The 20,555-nt window shown below is 70.5% G+C and carries 21 protein-coding genes and 1 tRNA gene; 12 read left to right on the plus strand and 10 right to left on the minus strand.

Annotated features, from left to right (window positions below; translation table 11 throughout):
- The first annotated feature begins 149 nt into the window (after positions 1-149).
- Positions 150-2,153, plus strand: a complete 2,004-nt coding sequence (locus ACH492_RS07650; protein ID WP_398983873.1) for a tetratricopeptide repeat protein — start codon at positions 150-152, stop codon at positions 2,151-2,153.
- A gap of 55 nt (positions 2,154-2,208) precedes the next feature.
- Positions 2,209-2,282 (plus strand) — tRNA-Met (locus ACH492_RS07655).
- A gap of 170 nt (positions 2,283-2,452) precedes the next feature.
- Here ACH492_RS07655 and ACH492_RS07660 read toward each other — a convergent pair.
- Entirely contained in the window at positions 2,453-2,869 is a 417-nt protein-coding gene (locus ACH492_RS07660) for a Fur family transcriptional regulator (protein ID WP_398983876.1), read from the minus strand.
- A 144-nt stretch (positions 2,870-3,013) separates the two neighbouring features.
- On the opposite strand from ACH492_RS07660, the gene ACH492_RS07665 reads away from it, so the two are divergent.
- The gene (locus ACH492_RS07665; RefSeq protein ID WP_398983878.1) at positions 3,014-4,465 is read left to right on the plus strand and encodes a catalase; all 1,452 of its coding nucleotides are present in this window, start codon (positions 3,014-3,016) and stop codon (positions 4,463-4,465) included.
- Between the two features lie 143 nt (positions 4,466-4,608).
- Here the strand turns inward: ACH492_RS07665 and ACH492_RS07670 are convergent, their stop codons facing one another.
- Positions 4,609-5,010, minus strand: a complete 402-nt coding sequence (locus ACH492_RS07670; RefSeq protein ID WP_398983880.1) for a cyclic nucleotide-binding/CBS domain-containing protein — start codon at positions 5,008-5,010, stop codon at positions 4,609-4,611.
- 171 nt (positions 5,011-5,181) lie between these two features.
- Positions 5,182-5,982 carry a histidinol-phosphatase gene (hisN, locus tag ACH492_RS07675; RefSeq protein ID WP_398983882.1) on the minus strand — a complete coding sequence of 267 codons (801 nt, stop codon included), beginning with the start codon at positions 5,980-5,982 and terminating at the stop codon, positions 5,182-5,184.
- 151 nt (positions 5,983-6,133) lie between these two features.
- On the opposite strand from hisN, the gene ACH492_RS07680 reads away from it, so the two are divergent.
- On the plus strand, positions 6,134-6,775 hold the full coding sequence (locus ACH492_RS07680; RefSeq protein ID WP_398983884.1) for a TetR/AcrR family transcriptional regulator: 642 nt from the start codon (positions 6,134-6,136) through the stop codon (positions 6,773-6,775).
- Here the strand turns inward: ACH492_RS07680 and ACH492_RS07685 are convergent.
- The 4 genes from ACH492_RS07685 to ACH492_RS07700 all read right to left on the minus strand — a co-directional run bounded on the left by ACH492_RS07685 (position 6,741) and on the right by ACH492_RS07700 (position 10,314).
- Positions 6,741-7,064, minus strand: a complete 324-nt coding sequence (locus ACH492_RS07685) for a multidrug efflux SMR transporter (RefSeq protein WP_307665830.1) — start codon at positions 7,062-7,064, stop codon at positions 6,741-6,743. The genes ACH492_RS07680 and ACH492_RS07685 overlap by 35 nt on opposite strands.
- Positions 7,065-7,157: 93 nt before the next feature.
- Positions 7,158-8,171 (minus strand): ribosome small subunit-dependent GTPase A, encoded by a 1,014-nt coding sequence (gene rsgA, locus ACH492_RS07690; RefSeq protein WP_398983886.1) that lies wholly within the window; start codon positions 8,169-8,171, stop codon positions 7,158-7,160.
- A 4-nt stretch (positions 8,172-8,175) separates the two neighbouring features.
- Positions 8,176-9,492, minus strand: coding sequence for a 3-phosphoshikimate 1-carboxyvinyltransferase (aroA, locus tag ACH492_RS07695; RefSeq protein ID WP_398983888.1), 1,317 nt, complete (start codon positions 9,490-9,492; stop codon positions 8,176-8,178).
- A 105-nt stretch (positions 9,493-9,597) separates the two neighbouring features.
- Entirely contained in the window at positions 9,598-10,314 is a 717-nt protein-coding gene (locus ACH492_RS07700; RefSeq protein WP_398983890.1) for a M50 family metallopeptidase, read from the minus strand.
- A gap of 49 nt (positions 10,315-10,363) precedes the next feature.
- On the opposite strand from ACH492_RS07700, the gene ACH492_RS07705 reads away from it, so the two are divergent.
- From ACH492_RS07705 to def, 8 genes are all read left to right on the plus strand, one after another.
- On the plus strand, positions 10,364-11,179 hold the full coding sequence (locus tag ACH492_RS07705; RefSeq protein ID WP_398983892.1) for an SOS response-associated peptidase: 816 nt from the start codon (positions 10,364-10,366) through the stop codon (positions 11,177-11,179).
- A 78-nt stretch (positions 11,180-11,257) separates the two neighbouring features.
- Positions 11,258-11,893: an alpha/beta family hydrolase gene (locus ACH492_RS07710; protein ID WP_398983894.1), complete on the plus strand. Its 636-nt coding sequence runs from the start codon at positions 11,258-11,260 to the stop codon at positions 11,891-11,893.
- Between the two features lie 237 nt (positions 11,894-12,130).
- Positions 12,131-12,796, plus strand: a complete 666-nt coding sequence (locus ACH492_RS07715; protein ID WP_307665828.1) for a sigma-70 family RNA polymerase sigma factor — start codon at positions 12,131-12,133, stop codon at positions 12,794-12,796.
- Positions 12,793-13,116: a mycothiol system anti-sigma-R factor gene (gene rsrA, locus ACH492_RS07720; protein WP_307661233.1), complete on the plus strand. Its 324-nt coding sequence runs from the start codon at positions 12,793-12,795 to the stop codon at positions 13,114-13,116. Before ACH492_RS07715 ends, rsrA begins: the two co-directional genes overlap by 4 nt.
- 214 nt (positions 13,117-13,330) lie before the next feature.
- Entirely contained in the window at positions 13,331-14,752 is a 1,422-nt protein-coding gene (locus ACH492_RS07725) for an HD-GYP domain-containing protein (RefSeq protein ID WP_398983896.1), read from the plus strand.
- Positions 14,749-16,008, plus strand: a complete 1,260-nt coding sequence (locus ACH492_RS07730) for an HD-GYP domain-containing protein (protein ID WP_398983898.1) — start codon at positions 14,749-14,751, stop codon at positions 16,006-16,008. The genes ACH492_RS07725 and ACH492_RS07730 overlap by 4 nt, the downstream gene beginning before the upstream one ends.
- Before the next feature lie 106 nt (positions 16,009-16,114).
- Positions 16,115-17,095 carry a tetratricopeptide repeat protein gene (locus ACH492_RS07735; protein WP_398984794.1) on the plus strand — a complete coding sequence of 327 codons (981 nt, stop codon included), beginning with the start codon at positions 16,115-16,117 and terminating at the stop codon, positions 17,093-17,095.
- Positions 17,096-17,155: 60 nt separating this feature from the next.
- The gene (gene def, locus ACH492_RS07740) at positions 17,156-17,785 is read left to right on the plus strand and encodes a peptide deformylase (RefSeq protein ID WP_398983900.1); all 630 of its coding nucleotides are present in this window, start codon (positions 17,156-17,158) and stop codon (positions 17,783-17,785) included.
- Between the two features lie 162 nt (positions 17,786-17,947).
- On the opposite strand, the gene ACH492_RS07745 is transcribed toward def, so the two are convergent.
- The 3 genes from ACH492_RS07745 to ACH492_RS07755 form a co-directional block, all read right to left on the minus strand.
- Positions 17,948-18,922: a helix-turn-helix domain-containing protein gene (locus ACH492_RS07745; RefSeq protein WP_398983902.1), complete on the minus strand. Its 975-nt coding sequence runs from the start codon at positions 18,920-18,922 to the stop codon at positions 17,948-17,950.
- A 204-nt stretch (positions 18,923-19,126) separates the two neighbouring features.
- Positions 19,127-19,324 carry a hypothetical protein gene (locus ACH492_RS07750; RefSeq protein WP_398983904.1) on the minus strand — a complete coding sequence of 66 codons (198 nt, stop codon included), beginning with the start codon at positions 19,322-19,324 and terminating at the stop codon, positions 19,127-19,129.
- Positions 19,325-19,534: 210 nt separating this feature from the next.
- Positions 19,535-20,491, minus strand: coding sequence for a ribonucleotide-diphosphate reductase subunit beta (locus ACH492_RS07755; protein WP_398984796.1), 957 nt, complete (start codon positions 20,489-20,491; stop codon positions 19,535-19,537).
- Between the last annotated feature and the right edge of the window lie 64 nt (positions 20,492-20,555).

Here is a 20,555-nt window from a genome sequence, read left to right on the forward strand (position 1 = left end):
TGTGCTGCCGGTGAGAACTGTGTGCCGCGTGGGGCGAGTTGGGGTCGAGCGTGTTTGACTTATCTCTCTGTGGGCATGTCGACAAAACGCTGAAGTGACCTCACTGGCTGCGGTATACCAGGTGTACGCGGGTTGCAGGTGGTGCGACGATGGAATTTATGGGGGACAGGGCAACTCTGTTGGAGACAGGGCGGTTTGTGCAGCGGCACGCCGGAAAGGTGGCGGACGCGACCAGTCCTGCCGATGCCGTTGACAACGTTGAAGGTGCCGGCAGCGGTGCGAGCGTCGACCCGGTGGAGACCGCCGGGGCCGAGGCACGGCACCGGCGTGCGGCCGACGGCGGCGACACCGCGTCGATGAGCGTGCTCGGCGCGCTGATGCTTCGGCGCGGCGACCTCGACGGCGCCGAGCCCTATCTGCGTGCCGCGACCGCCGAGGGTGACCGTGCCGCGGCCAACAATCTGGGTGTCCTGCTCCACCAGCGGGGATACGCCGACGAGGCGGCCGGGTGGTGGCGTATCGCCGCCGTCGCCGGTTCCGCGGCCGCGGCGCACGCGCTGGGGCGGCACTTCCGCGAGCGCGGTGACGAGCCCGCCGCGGAGTACTGGCTGCGCCAGTCCGCCGAGCAGGGGCACGCGCTGGGCGCGTACGCCCTCGCCGATCTGCTGGAGCACCGCAGCGATGTGGGCGCGGAGGGCTGGCTGCGCGCGGCGGCGGAGCAGGGACACCGCGAGGCGGCGTACCGGCTCGCCCGCGCACTGGAGCGCCAGGCGGCACAGGAGGCCCGCGCGGGCGGCGCTGTGGGCCTGGTGATGGGACGCGCGGGGTCCTCGGTGAGGGACGCCGACGGCGTCGCCCCGGGGGCCGTCGGCAAGGGCGGCGAGGACGGCGAGAGCGGTGAGAGCGGCGAGAGCGCTGAGCTCGGCGATCGCGCTGAGCTGTCCGTACTCGACGAGGCCGCGCAGTGGTACCGGCAGGCCGCCGCCCGTGGGCATCGGCGGGCCGCGCTGCACCTCGGCGCGATCCTCGAGAAGCGCGGCGAGCTGAAGGAGGCCGGCCGCTGGTACCTCACCGCCGCCAAGGACGGCGAGGCCCGTGCCGCCTGCGCGCTCGGGTTTCTGCTGCGGGACGCCGGTGACGAGGAGAGCGCCGCCGTCTGGTGGCTGCGTGCTGCCCAGGACGGCGACGGCAATGCCGCCAACGCCCTCGGCGCGCTGCATGCCGCCCGCGGCGAGCAGCAGACCGCCGAGCGCTGGTACCGCGCCGCCATGGACGCCGGTGACGTCAACGGCGCGTACAACCTGGGGCTGCTCTGCGCTGCCCAGGACCGTACGCCGCAGGCCGAGCAGTGGTACCGCCGCGCCGCCTACGCCGGGCACCGTGAGGCCGCCAACGCGCTCGCCGTACTGCTCCTGCAGGCCGGTGACGCGACCGGTGCCGAGCCCTGGTTCTCCAAGGCCGCCGAGGCCGGAAGCGTCGACGCTGCCTTCAACCTGGGCATCCTCTACGTCGGCCGTGACGACGACCGTACGGCCCTGACCTGGTACGAGCGGGCAGCGGCGGCCGGTCACACCGAGGCCGCCCTCCAGGTCGGCATCGCGCTACTCAGGGACGGCGACGAGCAGGCCGCCGAGCGTCATCTGCGCTGCGCGGCGGGCGGCGGCAGTGCCGAGGCCGCCTTCCGGCTCGCCACCGTGCTGGACTCGCGCCAGCCGCCGCCCGGGCCGCCCGCGCTCGGCGAGCCGATGGCTGAGAAGAGTGAGTGCGAGGAGTGGTACGAGCGCGCCGCCGAGCTGGGGCACCGCCGTGCCCAGGTACGGGTCGGGATGCTCGCCAGCGCCCGCGGCGACATGGCCGACGCCGCCCGCTGGTACCGGGAGGCCGCCGAGGCGGGCAGCCGCAACGGCGCGTTCAACCTGGGGCTGCTTCTCGCCCGCGAGGGCAACGAGCGCGAGGCTGCCCTGTGGTGGTCCCGCGCCGCCCGCGCGGGGCACGGCCGGGCCGCGCTGCGCCTGGCGCTCCTCGCGGCCCGCAGAGGTGAGCTGACCGAGGGCCAGCGGTGGTGCGCGCGCGCCGTCGAGCTGGGGCCCGCCGAGGTGGCGGAGCGGGCAGCGCGGCTGCGCGAGGCGCTGCACCAGGAGCTCACGGCGTAGCGACGAATATCGATTTGCGCTGGTCGGCGGGGTGACGTAAGGTCGTGTTCACCGACGCGGGGTGGAGCAGCTCGGTAGCTCGCTGGGCTCATAACCCAGAGGTCGCAGGTTCAAATCCTGTCCCCGCTACTGACAGACGAAGGCCCGGATCCTTGAGGATCCGGGCCTTCGTCGTATGCCCGCGAGCGGTACGCCGTGGAGCGGTACGCCCGTGGAGCCGTACGCCGTGGAGCCGTACGCCGCTGAAACGCGAAGGGCCCGGCACCTCATCGGTGCCGGGCCCTTCGGATGCGTACGTCTCAGGCCGACGCGCAGTTCGGGCACGTGCCGCGGTAGGTGACCTCCACGTCGGAGATCGTGAAGCCGAAGCGCTCCGTGTCCGGCAGGTCCGCCATCGGGTTGCCCGAGGGGTGGACGTCCCGGATGGCGCCGCACTGGGCGCAGACCAGGTGCTGGTGGGGCTGGTGGGCGTTCGGGTCGTAGCGCTTGGCGCGGCGGTCCGTCGAGACTTCCAGGACTTCGCCCAGGCTGACCAGCTCGCCCAGCGTGTTGTACACCGTCGCCCGGGAGATCTCGGGGAGCCTCTTCACGGCACGCGCGTGCACCTCGTCGGCCGTCAGGTGGACATGGTCGCCGTCGAGGACCTCTGCCACGACACGCCGCTGGGCCGTCATGCGCCAGCCGCGTCCGCGAAGTCGTTCCAACAGGTCACTCATAAGGGCCAGCCTAACAGTGGTGGGACCCAGGTCCCGAACGGGTGTGAGTTTGGACGTTCACTTGACTTAGACAATGTCCATTGTAGGATCGGGACCGGCAAACGCCAAGGGACAGGACTCGCAGTTATGACGCAGGAGGCGCACGTGACGCAGGGACCGCTCACTACGGAGGCCGGCGCGCCGGTCGCCGACAATCAGAACAGCGAGACCGCGGGCGTCGGCGGTCCTGTTCTCGTTCAGGACCAGGCTCTTCTCGAGAAGCTCGCGCACTTCAACCGTGAGCGGATCCCGGAGCGCATCGTGCACGCCCGCGGCGCCGGCGCGTACGGCACCTTCACGCTGACCCGCGACGTATCGCAGTGGACGCGTGCGAAGTTCCTGTCCGAGGTGGGGAAGCAGACGGAGACCTTCCTCCGGTTCTCCACCGTCGCCGGCAATCTCGGCTCCGCCGACGCCGTGCGCGACCCCCGCGGCTTTGCCTTGAAGTTCTACACCGAAGAGGGCAACTACGACCTCGTCGGCAACAACACCCCGGTGTTCTTCATCAAGGACGCCATCAAGTTCCCCGACTTCATCCACACGCAGAAGCGCGACCCGTACACCGGCTCGCAGGAAGCCGACAACGTGTGGGACTTCTGGGGCCTCAGCCCCGAGTCGACGCACCAGGTGACGTGGCTCTTCGGCGACCGCGGCATCCCGGCGACGCTGCGCCACATGAATGGCTACGGCTCGCACACGTACCAGTGGAACAACGAGGCCGGCGAGGTCTTCTGGGTCAAGTACCACTTCAAGACCGACCAGGGGATCAAGAACCTCACCACCGACGAGGCCAACCGCCTCGCCGGTGTGGACCCGGACTCGCACCAGCGTGACCTGCGTGAGGCCATCGAGCGCGGTGACTTCCCGTCGTGGACCGTGCAGGTGCAGATCATGCCGGCGGCCGAGGCGGCCACGTACCGCTTCAACCCGTTCGACCTGACCAAGATCTGGCCGCACGAGGACTACCCGCCGATCGAGATCGGCAAGCTGGAGCTCAACCGCAACCCGGAGAACATCTTCGCCGAGGTCGAGCAGTCGATCTTCAGCCCCGCGCACTTCGTGCCGGGCATCGGCCCGTCGCCCGACAAGATGCTCCAGGGCCGTCTCTTCGCGTACGGCGACGCCCACCGCTACCGCGTCGGCATCAACGCCGATCACCTGCCGGTGAACCGCCCGCACGCCACCGAGGCGCGCACCAACAGCCGTGACGGCTTCCTGTACGACGGCCGCCACAAGGGCACCAAGAACTACGAGCCCAACAGCTTCGGCGGCCCGTTCCAGACGGACAGGCCGCTGTGGGTGTCGACCTCCGTCGCCGGTGCCACCGGCAACCACGAGGCCCCGTCGCACGCCGAGGACGACAACTTCGTGCAGGCGGGCAACCTCTACCGGCTGATGTCGGAGGACGAGAAGGGCCGCCTCATCGAGAACCTCGCAGGGTTTATCTCGAAGGTGTCGCGCGACGACATCGCCGAGCGCGCGGTCAACAACTTCCGTCAGGCCGACGGCGACTTCGGCAAGCGGCTGGAGGCCGCGGTCCAGGCCCTGCGCGGCTGACTCGAGCTTGCCGTAGAAGAGAGGGCCGGATCCCTGTCCAGGGGGGTCCGGCCCTCTTGTGCGCGCTGACTGGTGGATGCGCGCTGATCGGCGAATGCGGGCGCTGATCAGCGAATGTGCGCGCTGACTGGTGAGTGCGAGTGCTAACCGGCGAGCGTCGCCGGGTGCCGCCTGGCCGGGGCCCAGCAGCGGATGATGTCGCGTACGGAGACGATGCCGACAGGCCCGTCGCCGTCGAGCACGATCAGATGCCGGAAGCCGCCGTGCGTCATGGCCTCCGCGGCCTCCTCCAGGGTCCAGGACGGCGCGGCGAAGACGACGTCGGTGGTGGTGTGGGTGCCGGCGGTTTCCAGATCGGGGTCCTGCCCCGCGCCCACCGAGTTCAGGATGTCGCGCTCGGTCAGAATGCCGAGCCCGCCGGCGTCGGTGTCGAAGACGACGGCTGCGCCGATACGACGGGCGGCCATCAGGCGGGCTGCCTGGCGGAGTGTGTGTGCGGGTCCAATGGTGAGGACCACCGTGCTCATGGCGTCACGGACGAGCATGGATGGAGCCACCTCCTTGGTGGATCGGTCGTTCGGGAACCGATTCACAAATTCACAAGTGGGGGGACTCTCAGAGTCTCAGTCCCGCGGGGTGGCAGCAAGAGGGCGGGCGCAGCCGGTTGGAAGGGTGTATATGCCCGGCAAATAGGCCCGCGGTGGGGCCGGATCCCGTCAGTAGCGCTGGTTGAGATAGCCCAGCAGTTCCTCGTGGAGCAGACCGTTGGACGCGGCCGCGTTTCCGCTGTGCGGGCCCCGGCGTCCGTCCAGGCCGGTGAAGGATCCGCCCGCCTCCTGTACGACGATCGCGGTAGCCGCCATGTCCCACAGCGAGAGCTCCGGCTCCGCGCAGATGTCCACCGAACCCTCGGCGACCATCATGTACGGCCAGAAGTCGCCATAGCCGCGGGTGCGCCAGCAGGCCCGGGTCAGGTCCAGGAACCCGTCGAGCCGCCCCTGCTCCTCCCAGCCGCTCAGCGAGGAGTACGCGAACGACGCGTCCTGGATCCGGCCGACCTTGGAGACCCGCAGCCGACTCGCGGAGCTCAGGCTGCGCCCGGTGTACGCGCCGCCGCCCTGTGCGGCCCACCAGCGGCGGCCCAGCGCCGGGGCCGACACCACGCCCACGACGGGCTGGTAGCCGCCCTCGCCCTGCACCATCAGAGAGATCAGCGTCGCCCAGACCGGCACCCCGCGCACATAGTTCTTCGTGCCGTCGATCGGGTCGATGACCCAGCGGCGCGGGCCCGTGCCCTCGATGCCGTACTCCTCGCCGAGGATCGCGTCGCGCGGCCGTGCCCGCTGGAGCTGTCCGCGGATCAGCTCCTCCGCCGCCTTGTCGGCCTCGCTCACCGGCGTCATGTCCGGCTTGGTCTCGACCTTCAGGTCCAGAGCCTTGAACCGGTCCATTGTGGCGGCGTCGGCGGCGTCCGCGAGAACATGGGCGAGACGCAGATCGTCGTGGTAATCGGGCATGGTCGTCACTCTATCGGGGCTCACGGGGTCCATCCCTGGGCGCTGTCCGCCATGGCTATTGACAGTGGATGGCGTCCCGTCAACCCTGAGCGCAGTGCCGCACGGCCGGGGAGGCACACGGCCGGAGAGCCGCATGGCCCGGGAGGCGTCGATGCCTACAGCTCGAGAGTCCTTGCTGAACGCCGCTCTCACGGCGCTCGCCCAGCTGCCCTGGTCAGGGGTGCGGATGGTCGATGTCGCCTCTGCCGCCGGGGTCTCGCGGCAGACCCTCTACAACGAGTTCGGCAGCAAGGACGGCCTCGCCCGAGGGCTGGTGCGCCGCGAGGCAGATACGTATCTGCACGGTGTCGAGCGGCTGCTCGCCGAGCGGACCGGCGCCGCCGACCGGCTGGTCTCGGTCGCCGAGTGGACCGTCGGCGAGGCGCGGGCCAGGCCGCTGCTGCGGGCCCTGCTCACCGGCTGCTGGAGCGAGCGGCTGCCCGTGCCGAGGCCCGCCCGCCGCGGCGCCGTGCTGTCCAAAGCGCCTGCCCAGCGCCGCGCCGACGCGGGGCTGCCGTCCCCGGCCGAGCTGGTCGCAGCCGTACGGGACCGCTCGGTGGCCGCGCTGGAGAAGGGGTCTGAGCACGGCCGCACGAAGGAGGAGTCGGCCGATCTCGCCCACCGCAGCGAACTCGCGGTTCGGCTCGCGCTCTCGTATGTGATCGCGCCTGTCGGTGAAGGGATCGGGCCGTTGGTGCGCGCGGCCGTCGGTGGAGCCGTCAGTGCGACGAGCCCGACAGCTGCAGACCGATGACCCCGACGATCACCAGCGTGATCGAGACGATCTTCAGGGTGGAGACCAGGTCGCCCAGGAAGACCATTCCGTAGACCGCGGTGCCCGCCGCGCCGATGCCCGTCCACACCGCGTACGCGGGCCCCACGTCGAGCTTCCTCAGTGCGAGCGTCAGCAGACCGAAGCTGCCCAGCGCGAAGGCGGCGAACGCGATCGTCGGCCAGAGCCGGGTGAAACCGTGCGAGAGCTTGAGGCAGACGGCGAAGCCCGTCTCGAGGAATCCGGCGACCACCACCAGCAGCCACGCCATGGTCTGTGCCTCCCGCATCAGTCGGTGACTGCTTCGTCGCACTTGGTGCGAGTATGCACTTACCAAGAGCGGCGGGCCGCAAACGTGCGCGAGTCAGTCGCCTTCGCGTCGCTCCCTGGTAGCGAGCAGCCGCCGCAGCGAGTACAGCCGCGCCGGATCCGCATGCCCCTCAGTCACCCAGTCGTCGAGCGCGCAGTCCGGCTCGTCATGACTGCATGCTCGCGGACAGCCTTCCGTACCCGGTACGAGATCGGGGAAAGCGAGGATCACCCGGGACGGACTGACATGGTGCAGCCCGAAGGAGCGCACGCCCGGGGTGTCGATCACCCAGCCGCCCTCCTTGGCCGCCAACGGGAGCGCGAGCGCCGATGTGGTGGTGTGCCGGCCGCGGCCGGTGACCGCGTTGACGACGCCGGTGCTGCGTCGGCGCTCCTTCGGTACGAGGGCGTTGACCAGGGTCGTCTTGCCGACGCCGGAGTGGCCGACGAACACGGTGGTCCGGCCTTTGAGGTGCTCATGGACCCGCTCGGCGGCGACGCCGTCCACGAACTCGTCGCGGGTGGTGACGATATGGGGGACGCCCAGCGCGCCGTACTTCTCCAGCAGTTCGTCGGGCGAGGCCAGATCCGACTTGGTCAGTACGAGGAGTGGTGTGAGCCCGCCGTCGTACGCCGCGACGATGCAGCGGTCGATCAGCCGCGGCCGTGGTTCGGGGTCGGCGAGCGCCGTCACGATCGCCAGCTGATCGGCGTTGGCGACGACGACCCGCTCGTACGGATCGTCGTCGTCGGCCGTCCGCCGCAGCACGGATTTCCGCTCCTCGATGCGCACGATGCGGGCGAGGGTGTCCTTCTCGCCGGAGAGATCGCCGACGATCCCGACCCGGTCACCGACCACCGCGGCCTTGCGGCCCAGCTCGCGGGCCTTCATCGCCATGACGACGCGGTCGTCGACGAGGCAGGTGAGCCGGCCGCGGTCGACGGTCAGGACCATGCCCTCGACCGCGTCCTCGTGCTTGGGGCGGATATTGGTCCGGGGGCGGTTGCCCTTGCGGTTGGGGCGGACGCGGATGTCGTCCTCGTCGGGGTTCTTGCCGTAGCGGCGCATCTCGTCAGGCCCCGAGCATTCCGGCCCACATCCGCGGGAAGTCGGGCAGGGTCTTGGCGGTCGTTGCCACGTTCTCGATCTGTACGCCCTCGACGGCGAGGCCGATGACTGCGCCGGCCGTGGCCATCCGGTGGTCGTCGTACGTATGGAAGACGCCGCCGTGCAGCGGGCGCGGGCGGATGTGCAGGCCGTCCTCGGTCTCCGTGACATCGCCGCCGAGTTCGTTGATCTCCTTGGTCAGGGCCGCGAGGCGGTCCGTCTCATGGAGGCGCAGATGGGCGACGCCGCGCAGCGTGGAGGGGGAGTCGGCGAGCGCGGCGACGGCCGCGATGCCGGGGGTCAGTTCGCCGACCTCGCCGAGGTCGGTGTCGATGCCGTGGATTCGGCCGGTGCCGGTGAAGGTCAGACCCGCCTCGGTCAGCCGGCAGGAGCCGCCCATCTCGGTGAAGATCCGGCGCAGCGCGTCACCGGGCTGGGTGGTCCGCTCGGGCCAGTCGGGGATGGTGACCCGGCCGCCGGTGATCAGTGCGGCGGCGAGGAACGGCTGGGCGTTGGACAGGTCGGGCTCGACGGTCAGATCGCGGCCGAGCAGGGCGGACGGGGAGACCCGCCAGACGTTGGGCTCGCCCCCGGTCTCCGGCTCGTCGACCTGGGCGCCGACGGCGCGGAGCATGTCGACGGTCATCCGGATGTGTGGCATGGAGGGCAGGGTGCCGCCGATGTGCCGTACCTCCACGCCCTGGTTGAAGCGCGGGGCGGACAGCAGCAGGGCGGAGACGAACTGGGAGGACGAGGACGCGTCGATCCTGACCGACCCGCCGTCGAGCGCGCCGCTGCCGTGCACGGTCATCGGGAGCGAGCCGCGGCCGTCGTCGTCGATACGGGCGCCGAGGACACGCAGGGCGTCGATCACGCCGTTCAGCGGGCGCTCGTAGGAACGGGGGTCGCCGTCGAAGCGGACCGAACCGTCGGCGAGGGCGGCGACCGGGGGCAGGAAGCGCATGACGGTGCCGGCGTTGCCGACGTCGACCGTGGCCGGGCCGTGCAGGCCGGCCGGGATCACGCGCCAGGTTTCGCCCTCGCCGTCCGGGCCCACGCCTTCCTCGATACCGACGCCGAGGGCGCGCAGCGCCTCCGCCATCAGGAAGCTGTCGCGGGAGCGCAGCGGGCGGCGCAGCCAGCCCGGCTCGGCGGCGAGTGCGGCCAGCACCAGGGCACGGTTGGTGACCGATTTGGATCCGGGCACGGTGACCGTCGCTTCGACGGCCCCGGTCGCGTAGGGGGCGGGCCAGAGGGCGGGGTGGACGGAGCTTTCGGTCATGGCCATCACTTTAGTGGCTCGGCGGAGGCCCGGATCTTGATCAAATGCGGCGAAATAGGGGCGTAACCGAGGAGTGATAGAGGGCTGTGCGGGTCTTGCGGTCGGTCAGAGGCCCAGCAGCCAGCGGCCGCCGCCGATCAGCGAGCAGAGCGACACGGAGTGGAAGAGGAACAGCCACATCGCGGGCGGAACGTGCGTCAGCCGGGAGAGCTGATCGGCGTCCGAGTCGGGCGCTCCGCCGTGGCGGCGCTTGGACTGCAGCTCGAAGGCCGGTCGTACGCCGCCGAGCAGCAGGAACCAGACGGCGGCGTAGGCGAAGGCGGCCTGTACGCCGGGTTCTGTCAGCCAGGAGACCAGGAGGAAGGCGGCACCCGTGACGATCACGGTGAGCGCGCCGTACACATTGCGGATCATCACCAGCATGGCGATGAGCAGGGCGGTGGCCAGCCACAGGAGCAGCGTGATGTGGTGCGCGGCAAGCAGCCAGGCGCCGCCGAGGCCGAGGAGGGGCGGCGCGGTGTAGCCGGCCGCTGCGGTCAGGATCATGCCGAGGCCGGTCGGCTTGCCGGCGCTGACGGTGAGGCCGCTCGTATCGGAGTGCAGCCGGATGCCGTCCAGACGGCGGCCGGTGAGCAGGGCGACGAGGCCGTGGCCGCCTTCGTGGGCGATGGTGACGGCGTTGCGGGACAGGCGCCATATGGGGTGGGGGACGACGGCGGCGAGGGCGACGAGGCCGGTGGCGATGACCAGCCACTCCTCCGGGGCGGGCTGACTGCCGAAGACGCGGTCCCACAGGTCGGCGGCGGAGTGGGTTCTGGCCATTTGTCGGGCGGCTCCTCGGGCGGCGGGCGGGAGTGGCAGTGTGGCACTTATGTGCGGACGGTATGCAGCGAGTCGTAGACCCGAGGATCTCGCCGGTCTCTTCGAGGTCGAGAAGTGGGAGCCGGAGGAGACCTTGGCGCCCGACTGGAACGTGGCCCCCACGAAGGAGGTCTACGCGATCCTCGAACGCCCTGTGAAAGACGCGGATGATCCCCGCCCGGTTCGCCAGCTGCGGGCGCTGAAGTGGGGGCTTGTGCCCTCGTGGGCGAAGTCGCCGGAGGGCGGAGCGCGGATGATCAACGCTCGGGCGGAGACGGTGCACGAGAAGCCGTCCTTCCGCAGGCCCTTCCTGACGCGGCGCTGCATCCTGCCGGCGGACGGCTATTACGAGTGGGTGACCGGGGCGGGAGAGCGGGAACTGGAGGTCGAGGGCAAGAAGAAGCGCCCGCGGAAGCAGCCGTACTTCGTGACGCCTGCGGACGGGTCGGTGTTCGCGATGGCGGGGCTGTACGAGTTCTGGCGCGACCGGACGCTGCCGGACGAGCACCCGCAGGCGTGGTGGGTGACGTGCTCGGTGATCACGACGGAGGCGGAGAAGGGGCCGCTGGGGGTGGCGCCGGCGGATGGGCCGCGGTCGCTGTCGGACATCCACCCGCGGATGCCGCTGATGCTGACGCCGGACCGGTGGGACGCCTGGCTGGACCCGTCGCGTAGGCAGCCGGAGCAGGTACGGGCGCTGCTGGAGCCGCCGCCGGAGGGCTTGATGCGGGCGTACGCGGTGACGACGGCGGTGAGCAATGTGCAGAACAACGGGCCGGAGCTGTTGGAGGAGCTGTCGGGCCCGGAGGAGAGCACGCTGTTCTGACCCGCCGTTTCGTTCTTACCCGCCGTATCGCGATGCCGGGTCCCTGCTCGTCCCACCCCTGCGCGGCAGGATGGACGTGTGAGTGGCACTGAGATCGTAGAGACCGGCGCCGGCGACGCCCGCGTCACCTGGGTGTCCGCCGGGCGGCCTCGGCTCGTGGTGGCCGTCAGCCATGGGGCCGGGGGTGGGATCGAGGCGCGGGATGTGCAGGCCATTGCCCTGGCGCTGCCCGCGGACGGGGTGACCGTGGCGCTCGTCGAGCAGCCGTGGCGGGTGGCCGGGAAGAAAGTCGCTCCCGCGCCGAAGACGCTGGACGTCGGGTGGCGCGGGGTCTGGCCCGTGCTGGAGAAACGCGGGCTGCCCGTCGTCGCCGGAGGCCGCAGTGCCGGGGCGCGCGTCGCCTGCCGGACCGCGCGGGAGCTCGGGGCCATGGGCGTACTCGCGCTGAGTTTCCCGTTGCATCCGCCCGGCAGGCCGGAGAAGTCGCGAGCGGACGAGCTGCTCGGCGCGGGCGTGCCCACCCTCGTCGTACAAGGGGGCAACGATCCCTTCGGGCGGCCTGAGGAGTTCCCCGATGGGGACTACGAGCTCGTGGCAGTGCCGTACGGCGATCATGGGTTTGCCGTGCCCAAACGCGCCGGGATCAGCGAGGAGGAGACCCTCCGGACCATCACGGACGCCGTCCGGGCCTGGGCGCGCGGGCTCCGGGAATGATGCGGGTGCGCGCACTGTTGTGGCGGATGTCGGGACGTCAGTCAACAGAGCTTGCAGTAGGGAGTCCGTCGCATGGGTTCGACCATCTGCCCGAGCCGCTCGCACGCCGCTGACCTGGAGTGGACGGTGCTTTCCGCGGCCAAGACCGCCCCTGTTCAGGCGGCGGGCGGAGCGGATCGTCGTCTATCCTCCGATTCGAGCGGGTCCGCATTCGGCCTCGCCACATCGTTGGAGGAGGTGGGTCCGGTCACTGGGACCGACGCAGGGACCGACGACGGCCAGGCGGAGCAGTCCGAGGAGACGACCGTCGAGCGCAATGCCCGGTTCGAGCGGGATGCCCTCGGCTACCTCGACCAGATGTATTCGGCTGCGCTGCGCATGACGCGCAATCCGGCCGATGCCGAGGATCTTGTGCAGGAGATGTACGCCAAGGCGTACGGATCCTTCCACCAGTTCCGCGAGGGCACGAACCTCAAGGCGTGGCTGTACCGGATCCTCACGAACACTTTTATCAACTCGTACCGCAAGAAGCAGCGCGAGCCCCAGCGCAGCGCCGCCGAGGAGATCGAGGACTGGCAGCTCGCCCGCGCCGAGTCGCACATGTCGACCGGGCTGCGCTCCGCCGAGTCGCAGGCCCTCGACCACCTGCCCGACTCGGACGTCAAGGCAGCACTGCAGGCCATCCCCGAAGAGTTCCGCATCGCGGTCTATCTCGCGGACGTGGAGGGCTTTGCGTACAAGGAGATCGCGGACATCATGGGTACACCCATCGGGACGGTGATGTCCCGCCTGCACCGCGGCCGCCGTCAACTGCGCGGAATGCTGGAGGACTACGCCCGTGAGCGCGGGCTCGTCCCTGCCGGTGCGGGGGAGTCGAACGACGCGAAAGGCTCGGGCTCATGAGCTGCGGAGAGCCGCACGAGACGGACTGCTCAGAGGTCCTGGACCATCTCTATGAGTTTCTCGACCATGAGATGCCCGACGCCGACTGCACCAAGTTCGAGGTGCACTTCGAGGAGTGCTCGCCATGCCTGGAGAAGTACGGTCTTGAGCAGGCCGTGAAGAAGCTGGTCAAGCGTTGCTGCGGCCATGACGACGTGCCCAGCGATCTGCGGGCCAAGGTCATGGGGCGCATCGACCTGATCCGGTCCGGTCAGGCCGTGCCCGACCACGACGTGACGGTCGCCGACGTGGAGCTGCCGGGAGTCGCTGCCCAGGAGTAGGCACCGGCACAGTACGTACGCACGGTGCGCCGCGGTTGTTGTGGCGCACCTTTCGCGTATGCCCGCTTCACATGTGCCTGCTTCACATATGCGCGTTTTCGTATACCCCGGCATGTCACCCGTAGGTGCGAAAAGCTGACTACTCGCCGCCGCGGCACCACCAACTCGCTAACCTGGCGCTCCATTTGAGAGAGGGCGAGGAGAGGGCGGGGCAGTGAGGGCCATACCGGCGGCGGCACGCGCCTACATTTTCGGCGCAGTGCTGTGCGCTGCGGTATGCGCGCTGCCCGCGGTGCGGCACGCAGCCGCGGTCCCCTGGAGCGCCGTGCTGCTGCTCGCCGGGCTCTACGCCGTGTGCGAGATGCCCGCCCGCTGCCGCTACATCGGGAAGTCCGTGCCGGTGGGCGCCGGGTCGTTCTTCCCCGTACTGCTCGCCGGGGCGTTCTTGCTGCCGCCGGCCGCGGCCGCGCTCGTCGCCGTGCCCGGCGCTCTGCTGGGGCGGGTCGACCAGCGGCCCGCGGGCGTACGGCGGATCTGGCGGGCGGCGCAGCTCGCGCTCGCGACATGGGGCGCGGCGCAAACGTATCTGCTGCTCGCCGGGGAGCCCACGCTACGGGCGCCGGACTTCCCGTACGCGCTGCTGCCCGCCGCGGCCGGGGCGCTCGTCTTCTGTCTGGTGCTGACGGCGCTCGACGGCGGCATCCTCGCCACCGCGGAACAACTGCCGGTACGGACCGCCTGGCGCGGGCTGCTGCTGCGATCGCTGGCGCCGCACTGTGTGCACGGCCTTGCCGGGCTGATGATGGCCGTGCTGTGGCGCAGTCCGTACGGGCCGCTGTCCGCGCTTCTCGTGCTGCTGCCGATGTACATCTCCTGCTGGATCTTCGCGCAGTACCACCGGGAGCGTGCCGCGCACCAAGCCACAATCCGGGCGCTGGTGCAGGCCGTCGACATCAAGGACAAGTACACCCGGGGGCACAGCGAGAGGGTCGGGCGCGCGTCCGTGCTGATCGCGCGCGAACTGAGCATGGACGAGGCACGGCTCGAGCTGCTCCGGTTCGCCGGGATCCTGCACGACGTGGGGAAGCTCGGGGTGCCGACGCGGGTGCTGCGCAAGGACGGGCCGCTGACGCCTCAGGAGCGGCGGGTGATCGAGCTGCATCCGGAGTACGGGCACGACATGGTGCGCGGCATCGGATTTCTGGGGGAGGCGCGGGCGGCGATCCTGCACCACCACGAGCGGCTGGACGGGAGCGGATATCCGTACGGTCTCGTGGGGCGCCAGATCCCGGAGTTCGCGCGGGTGGTTGCGGTGGCGGACGCGTTCGACGCGATGACGTCGACCAGGTCGTACCGGCGGGCGCGGCCGGTGGCGGTGGCTCTGGAGGAGCTGAAGCGGTGCGCGGGGACCCAGTTCGACCCGCAGATGGTGCGGGCGCTGGTGCGGGCGCTGGAGCGGCACGGGTGGGAGACGGCGGTGACGTCGGACGAGGCGGGGGTGGGCGCGGGAGCGGGTGCCGGGTCCGGCGCAGGGGCCGCCGCGCGGGGCGTACGCGGAAACGTCCCTCCGCAGCCCGACCAGGGACGGGCGACGGTGCCGGGGCGTGACACCGGCACGGCGGGCAGACCCGGGTGACCCCCTCGTCGGGGAACCTCGTCCGCGTCGTATACGCCGCCGCCGCGTTGCTCACCGGCGCTGCGCTGGCCGCGACCCTGTGGCAGGGAGTGGACCAGCCCGGGAACGCCCTTGCCTTCGGGGCGTTCATCGCGGTCGGGGAGCTCGCCCGGTGGGGTGCTCTGCCCGGGGAGCGGGAGCCTGCGCCTCTGGGGGCCGCGGGTGCGCTCGCCTACGCGCTGCTCGGAGAGTGCGCGGGACGGCCCACCACGCACGGGGTGCTTCAGGTCGTCGCCGTCGTGGTCGCGGCCGCGCTCGCGGGGGCCGTACCGCATGTGGCGCGGGAGAGCGGGCCAGCGCTCGGCCATGTGGCCCGGCGGGTGCTGACCGTCGGGTTTGCCGCCGTCTGCTTCCAGCCGCTGTACAACTCCGGTGAGCTGGAGCGCTGGGTCGGGCACGGTGCCGGTTACGCGCTGTTCCTTCTCCTGCTGCTCGTGCTGACCGCCCTGTGCGACGCCGTCCTCGCCGCCGCGATGCTGCGCGCCCGCACCAGCTATCCGTACGGCCCCCTCCTGCGCGACGAGCTCCGAGCCCTGCTCGGCATAGGCTCCACGGTCTGCGCCACCGGAGCCGTGATGGCCCTCGCCGTCGCCGTCGCCGGACTCTGGGCGCTGCCCGTGTTCTGCGTGCCCCTCCTCCTCGCCCAGCTCTCCTTCCGGCGGTACGCCGCGGTCAGGACCACCTACCGGCAGACCATCGCGTCCCTCGCCCGCGCCACCGAGATCGCCGGATACACCCAGCCGGGCCACGCCCGCAGAGTCGCCGCGCTGAGCACTGCCGTGGGGCGGGAGCTGGGCCTGACCGGGCCCGATCTGACCGTCCTGGAGTACGCGGCGCTGATGCACGACATCGGCCAGCTGTCGCTCGTCGATCCCGTACCGGAGGGGGCCACCGCCACCCTGCCCGTCGCCGAGCAGCGGCGGATAGCGCTGCTCGGCGGGGCCGTCGTCCGCCAGACCGGCGTCCCCGCGGCCGTCGCCGTCGTGGTGGAGATGCAGGCCGACCCGTACCGCGAACAGCCGCTGCCCGCCCGGATCGTCCGGGCCGTCAACGCATACGACGATCTGGCCGGGGGAAGCGGAGGAACAGCGGGCGGGGCGCTCAGCGCACTCGAGCAGCTGCGGCTCGGCACCGGGCGCGACTACCAGCCGGAGGTGGTCGAATCCCTCGCCAGAGTCCTCGCACGAGGCGGTCTGGCCCCCGTCCCACCTGGGTAACCCATGGGTAATGAGCGAGCCTCCGACTAGGCATGGTTGGATGCGAAAGAAGGCATACAAGCATGCGTCCGGGGGCAGTGACCCGAGCGACCGGCAGGCGGGAATCGTGAGGATCTTCGGGAAGGTACGGCATCGGCCATCCGCCTCTTGGCGGCAGGCCACCGACCGCGCGTTCACGCTGATCGGCGACGGCCGGTACGAGGACGCGGGCGCGCTGCTGACACGGGCGGCGGACCTCGAGCCCTGGCTCTCCGAGTCCTGGTTCAACCTGGCGCTGCTGCACAAGTTCCGGCACGACTGGGAGCAGGCGCGCGCCGCCGGCCTGCGGGCCGTCGCGCTGCTGGACAAGGAGACCGGCGCCCCCGACTGGTGGAACGTCGGGATCGCCGCCACAGCCCTGCAGGACTGGCCGCTGGCCCGTCGCTCCTGGCAGGCGTACGGACTGAAGGTGCCGGGCGCGGCCGCCGCCAATGGCGAGCCGGTCGGCATGGAGCTGGGCAGCGCCGCAGTCCGTCTGTCACCCGAGGGCGAGGCCGAGGTGGTGTGGGGCCGCAGGCTCGACCCGGCCCGGATAGAAGTGCTCTCCATCCCGCTGCCGTCCTCCGGACGCCGCTGGGGTGAGGTCGTCCTGCACGACGGTGTGCCCCATGGGGAGCGGACCACCTCCGCAGGGCCTTCGTACCCCGTCTTCGACGAGATCGAGCTCTGGGCGCCCTCGCCCGTGCCCACCTGGGTGGTGCTGCTGGAGGCCGCGACCGAGGCCGACCGGGACGGCCTGGAGCAGCTCGCCTCGGACGCCGGATTCGCCGCCGAGGACTGGTCCTCGTCGGTGCGGCTGCTGTGCCGGTCCTGTTCCGAGAGCCGGATGCCGAGTGCCGAGGGCGAGGGCGAGCACCTCGACCCGCACGACCACAGCGAGCCGGGCCATCCGGGGCCCCTCGGCCACCGCACTGCGGGCGATCTGTGGTCGCCGGAGCGCGAGTGCGGCATCGCGGCGCCCGCCGGGCTTGTGCGGGGGCTGCTGGACAGCTGGGTCGCCGACAGCCCGGACTCCCGTGAGTGGCGGGATCTCGAGGAAGTCTGCTGATCCCTGGCCGTAGGCTGTACGGGGTCGGATTCGGGATTTCAGGAAGGCGCAGAAGCGGACATGGCGCAGCAGCGGACGGACGAGCAGGTGAACGACGGCTTCGTCGTCGACACGGAGGACTGCGAGGAGCGTGAGCTGGCGCACCGCGAGCGCGGTACCGCACGGCCGATCACGGTCGTCGGCAACCCGGTGCTCCACAAGGAGTGCAAGGACGTCACCGAGTTCGACGGCAAGCTCGCGGCGCTGATCGACGACATGTTCGCCAGCCAGAAGGCGGCGGAGGGCGTGGGCCTGGCCGCCAACCAGATCGGCGTGGACCTCAAGGTCTTCGTGTACGACTGCCCGGACGACGACGGTGTACGTCACACCGGTGTCGTCTGCAACCCGGTCCTGGAGGAGCTGCCGCCGGAGCTGCGCGTCCTCGACGACTCCAACGAGGGCTGCCTCTCGGTGCCGACGGCGTACGCCTCGCTGCCCCGCCCCGACTACGCGGTGGTGCGCGGGCAGGACGCCGAGGGCAAGCCGATCCGGGTGCGCGGCACGGGGTACTTCGCCCGCTGCCTGCAGCACGAGACGGATCATCTGTACGGCTACCTGTACATCGACCGGCTCTCCAAGAGGGACCGCAAGGACGCGCTGCGGCAGATGGCAGAGGGCACGCCGCGCTACGAGACCGTGCCGAACGACTGAGTTCCGAGTCTGCGAAGGGTCCGCTCACGCCGAGCGGGCCCTTCGGCGTGTTCGCCGTCATTGGGCGGACAAATGACGCCGGACGAGACCCTGTTGACGCACGTCGACCGTCCCGCCAGTCGCTTCTGGTCGGCGTCGAGCTGCGGCATCTGAGCGCTCGGGTCAGGCAGCCGTGCTGGGGGCGACGGGTCCGCGGAAGGTCCTGCGGTAGGCGTTCGGGGTGGTGCCGAGCGTACGGAGGAAGTGGTGGCGAAGTCCGGCCGCGTTGCCGAATCCGGCGCTGCCGGCGATCGCGTCCACCGTCTCGTCCGTCGTTTCCAGCAACTCCTGTGACAGCAGCACCCGTTGGCGCAACAGCCAGCGGTAGGGCGTGGTCCCGGTCTCCTGCTGGAAGCGGCGGGCGAAGGTCCGCGGCGACATATGGGCCCGGGCGGCGAGCTGCTCGACGGTCATCTCGCGGTCCAGATGCCGCTCCATCCAGGACAGGACGTCACCGACCGTGTCGCCGGGGGTGCGCGGCAGCGGGCGCTGGATGTACTGCGCCTGACCGCCGTCACGGTGCGGCGGCACCACCATCCGGCGGGCGATCTGGTTGGCGACCTCGGGGCCGTGCTCCTGGCGTACGACATGGAGGCAGGCGTCGATCGCCGCGGCGGTGCCGGCCGAGGTGATCACCGCCCCCTCGTCCACGTACAGCACATCGGGGTCGACAAAGGCCCGCGGATGGCGCTGGGCCAGCGCCTGCGCGTGCCGCCAGTGGGTGGTGCAGCGGCGGCCGTCGAGCAGTCCGGCGGCGCCGAGGACGAACGCGCCGGTGCAGACGCTCAGCACCCGGGCGCCGCGATCGACGGCGCTGCGCAGTGCGGCGAGCAGCTCCTCGGGGTATTCGCGGGCGGTGTACGAGCCGCTGGCGGGGATGGCGATGAGATCAGCGTCCGCGAGCCGTTCGAGGCCGTACGGAGTGCTGATGGTGAACCCGGCGTGGGTGGGCAGGGCGGGGCCCTCGGCGGAGACCGCCGCGAAGTCGTAGACCGGCAGGCCGTCGTCGCTGCGGTCGTAGCCGAAAACCTCGCTGAGGACGCCGAGTTCGAAGGGATGTACATCGTTCAGGAGGACGGCAGCCACATTTTTCAGCATGGAACCAGTGTGGCAGTAATTCGATGATTTATGACAGTCCTGCCACTGACTTCTTCGACGCGAAGCGACGACAGTGGAGGACATGAACACATTCCTGGGGTACCTCTTCGTACTGGCCCTTTTTGGGCTTTTCGCCCTTCCCTCGCTGATCGGGCACGCCAGGGACCGTGCCATCGACCGCCAGCTGCGTCAGGCGGAGCTGCGTCAAGCGGAGCTGCGTGAGGCGGAGCTGCGTGAGGCGGAGCGCCGCTCCTCGACGCGGGCCGCGATCCCGTCGAGGATGCCCGCCAGCCCGAACTCCAGCCCACGGTCCCGCCCGGCGAAGGCCGAGGTGGAGGCCCCGTGCAGGGTGGGATAGCGGTCTGTGTCCGGGCTCGGCAGCTCGTCCAGGAAGGCCCCCATCAGCTCCTCGGGGGGCCTTCGTCCGTTCCCCGGACTCGGTGGTCATCTGCTGGGCGGCATTGCGGACATGGCCGCTGACGGTGAAGACCGCGTCCAGTTTCAGGAACGCGCCGTTCGGTCCTGGCCTGATTGAGGTCACGCTGAAGGGTGAACGCTGACAGCAGCGGGCCGTCCCCGGCGTGCACCGGGGCAGCCCGCGTGAATGTAAGGCTAGAAGTCGTCGTCGAAGCCGACCGAGCCCTCGACCGCCACCTGATAGGCGGAGGGGCGGCGCTCGAAGAAGTTCGTCAGCTCCTGGACGCCCTGCAGCTCCATGAAGGAGAACGGATTCTCCGAGCCGTACACCGGGGCGAAGCCCAGCCGGGTCAGCCGCTGGTCGGCGACGCACTGCAGATACTCGCGCATCGACTCGGTGTTCATACCCGGCAGACCGTCGCCGCACAGATCGCGGCCGAACTGCAGCTCCGCCTCGACGGCCTCCTTCAGCATGTCCGTGACCTGCTGCTGGAGCGCGTCGTCGAAGAGCTCAGGCTCCTCCTTGCGGACCGTGTCCACGACCTCGAAGGCGAAGTTCATGTGCATGGTCTCGTCCCGGAACACCCAGTTGGTGCCGGTGGCCAGGCCGTGCAGCAGGCCGCGGGAGCGGAACCAGTACACGTACGCGAACGCGCCGTAGAAGAACAGCCCCTCGATGCAGGCCGCGAAGCAGATCAGGTTCAGCAGGAACCGGCGGCGGTCGGCCTTCGACTCCAGCCGGTCGATCTTCTCGACAGAGTCCATCCACTTGAAGCAGAACTGGGCCTTCTCCCGGATCGACGGGATCTCCTCGACCGCGTCGAAGGCGGCCGCGCGGTCGTCCGGGTCGGGGAGGTAGGTGTCCAGTAGCGTCAGATAGAACTGGACGTGCACAGCCTCCTCGAAGAGCTGGCGGCTCAAGTACAGCCGCGCCTCGGGGGAGTTGATGTGCTTGTAGAGGGTGAGCACCAGGTTGTTGGAGACGATCGAGTCGCCCGTCGCGAAGAACGCGACCAGCCGGCCGATCATGTGCTGCTCGCCCGGCGAGAGCTTGGCCAGGTCGGCCACGTCGGAGTGGAGATCGACCTCCTCGACGGTCCAGGTGTTCTTGATCGCGTCGCGGTAGCGCTCGTAGAAGTCCGGGTAGCGCATGGGGCGGAGAGTCAGCTCGAAGCCGGGGTCGAGCAGGTTTTTGTTTGGCACGGTCTTCTCGGGG

The organism is Streptomyces sp. NPDC019443, from assembly GCF_044389785.1.
Classification (GTDB): Bacteria; Actinomycetota; Actinomycetes; order Streptomycetales; family Streptomycetaceae; genus Streptomyces.

Coding starts and splice junctions, on each gene's coding strand:
- ACH492_RS07650 (WP_398983873.1), top strand. CDS start 150: ATGGAATTTATGGGGGACAGGGCAACTCTGTTGGAGACAGGGCGGTTT.
- ACH492_RS07660 (WP_398983876.1), bottom strand. CDS start 2,869: ATGAGTGACCTGTTGGAACGACTTCGCGGACGCGGCTGGCGCATGACG.
- ACH492_RS07670 (WP_398983880.1), bottom strand. CDS start 5,010: ATGCTCGTCCGTGACGCCATGAGCACGGTGGTCCTCACCATTGGACCC.
- hisN (WP_398983882.1), bottom strand. CDS start 5,982: ATGCCCGATTACCACGACGATCTGCGTCTCGCCCATGTTCTCGCGGAC.
- ACH492_RS07680 (WP_398983884.1), top strand. CDS start 6,134: ATGCCTACAGCTCGAGAGTCCTTGCTGAACGCCGCTCTCACGGCGCTC.
- ACH492_RS07685 (WP_307665830.1), bottom strand. CDS start 7,064: ATGGCGTGGCTGCTGGTGGTGGTCGCCGGATTCCTCGAGACGGGCTTC.
- rsgA (WP_398983886.1), bottom strand. CDS start 8,171: ATGCGCCGCTACGGCAAGAACCCCGACGAGGACGACATCCGCGTCCGC.
- aroA (WP_398983888.1), bottom strand. CDS start 9,492: ATGACCGAAAGCTCCGTCCACCCCGCCCTCTGGCCCGCCCCCTACGCG.
- ACH492_RS07700 (WP_398983890.1), bottom strand. CDS start 10,314: ATGGCCAGAACCCACTCCGCCGCCGACCTGTGGGACCGCGTCTTCGGC.
- ACH492_RS07705 (WP_398983892.1), top strand. CDS start 10,364: ATGTGCGGACGGTATGCAGCGAGTCGTAGACCCGAGGATCTCGCCGGT.
- rsrA (WP_307661233.1), top strand. CDS start 12,793: ATGAGCTGCGGAGAGCCGCACGAGACGGACTGCTCAGAGGTCCTGGAC.
- def (WP_398983900.1), top strand. CDS start 17,156: ATGGCGCAGCAGCGGACGGACGAGCAGGTGAACGACGGCTTCGTCGTC.
- ACH492_RS07745 (WP_398983902.1), bottom strand. CDS start 18,922: ATGCTGAAAAATGTGGCTGCCGTCCTCCTGAACGATGTACATCCCTTC.
- ACH492_RS07750 (WP_398983904.1), bottom strand. CDS start 19,324: ATGGGGGCCTTCCTGGACGAGCTGCCGAGCCCGGACACAGACCGCTAT.
- ACH492_RS07755 (WP_398984796.1), bottom strand. CDS start 20,491: ATGCGCTACCCGGACTTCTACGAGCGCTACCGCGACGCGATCAAGAAC.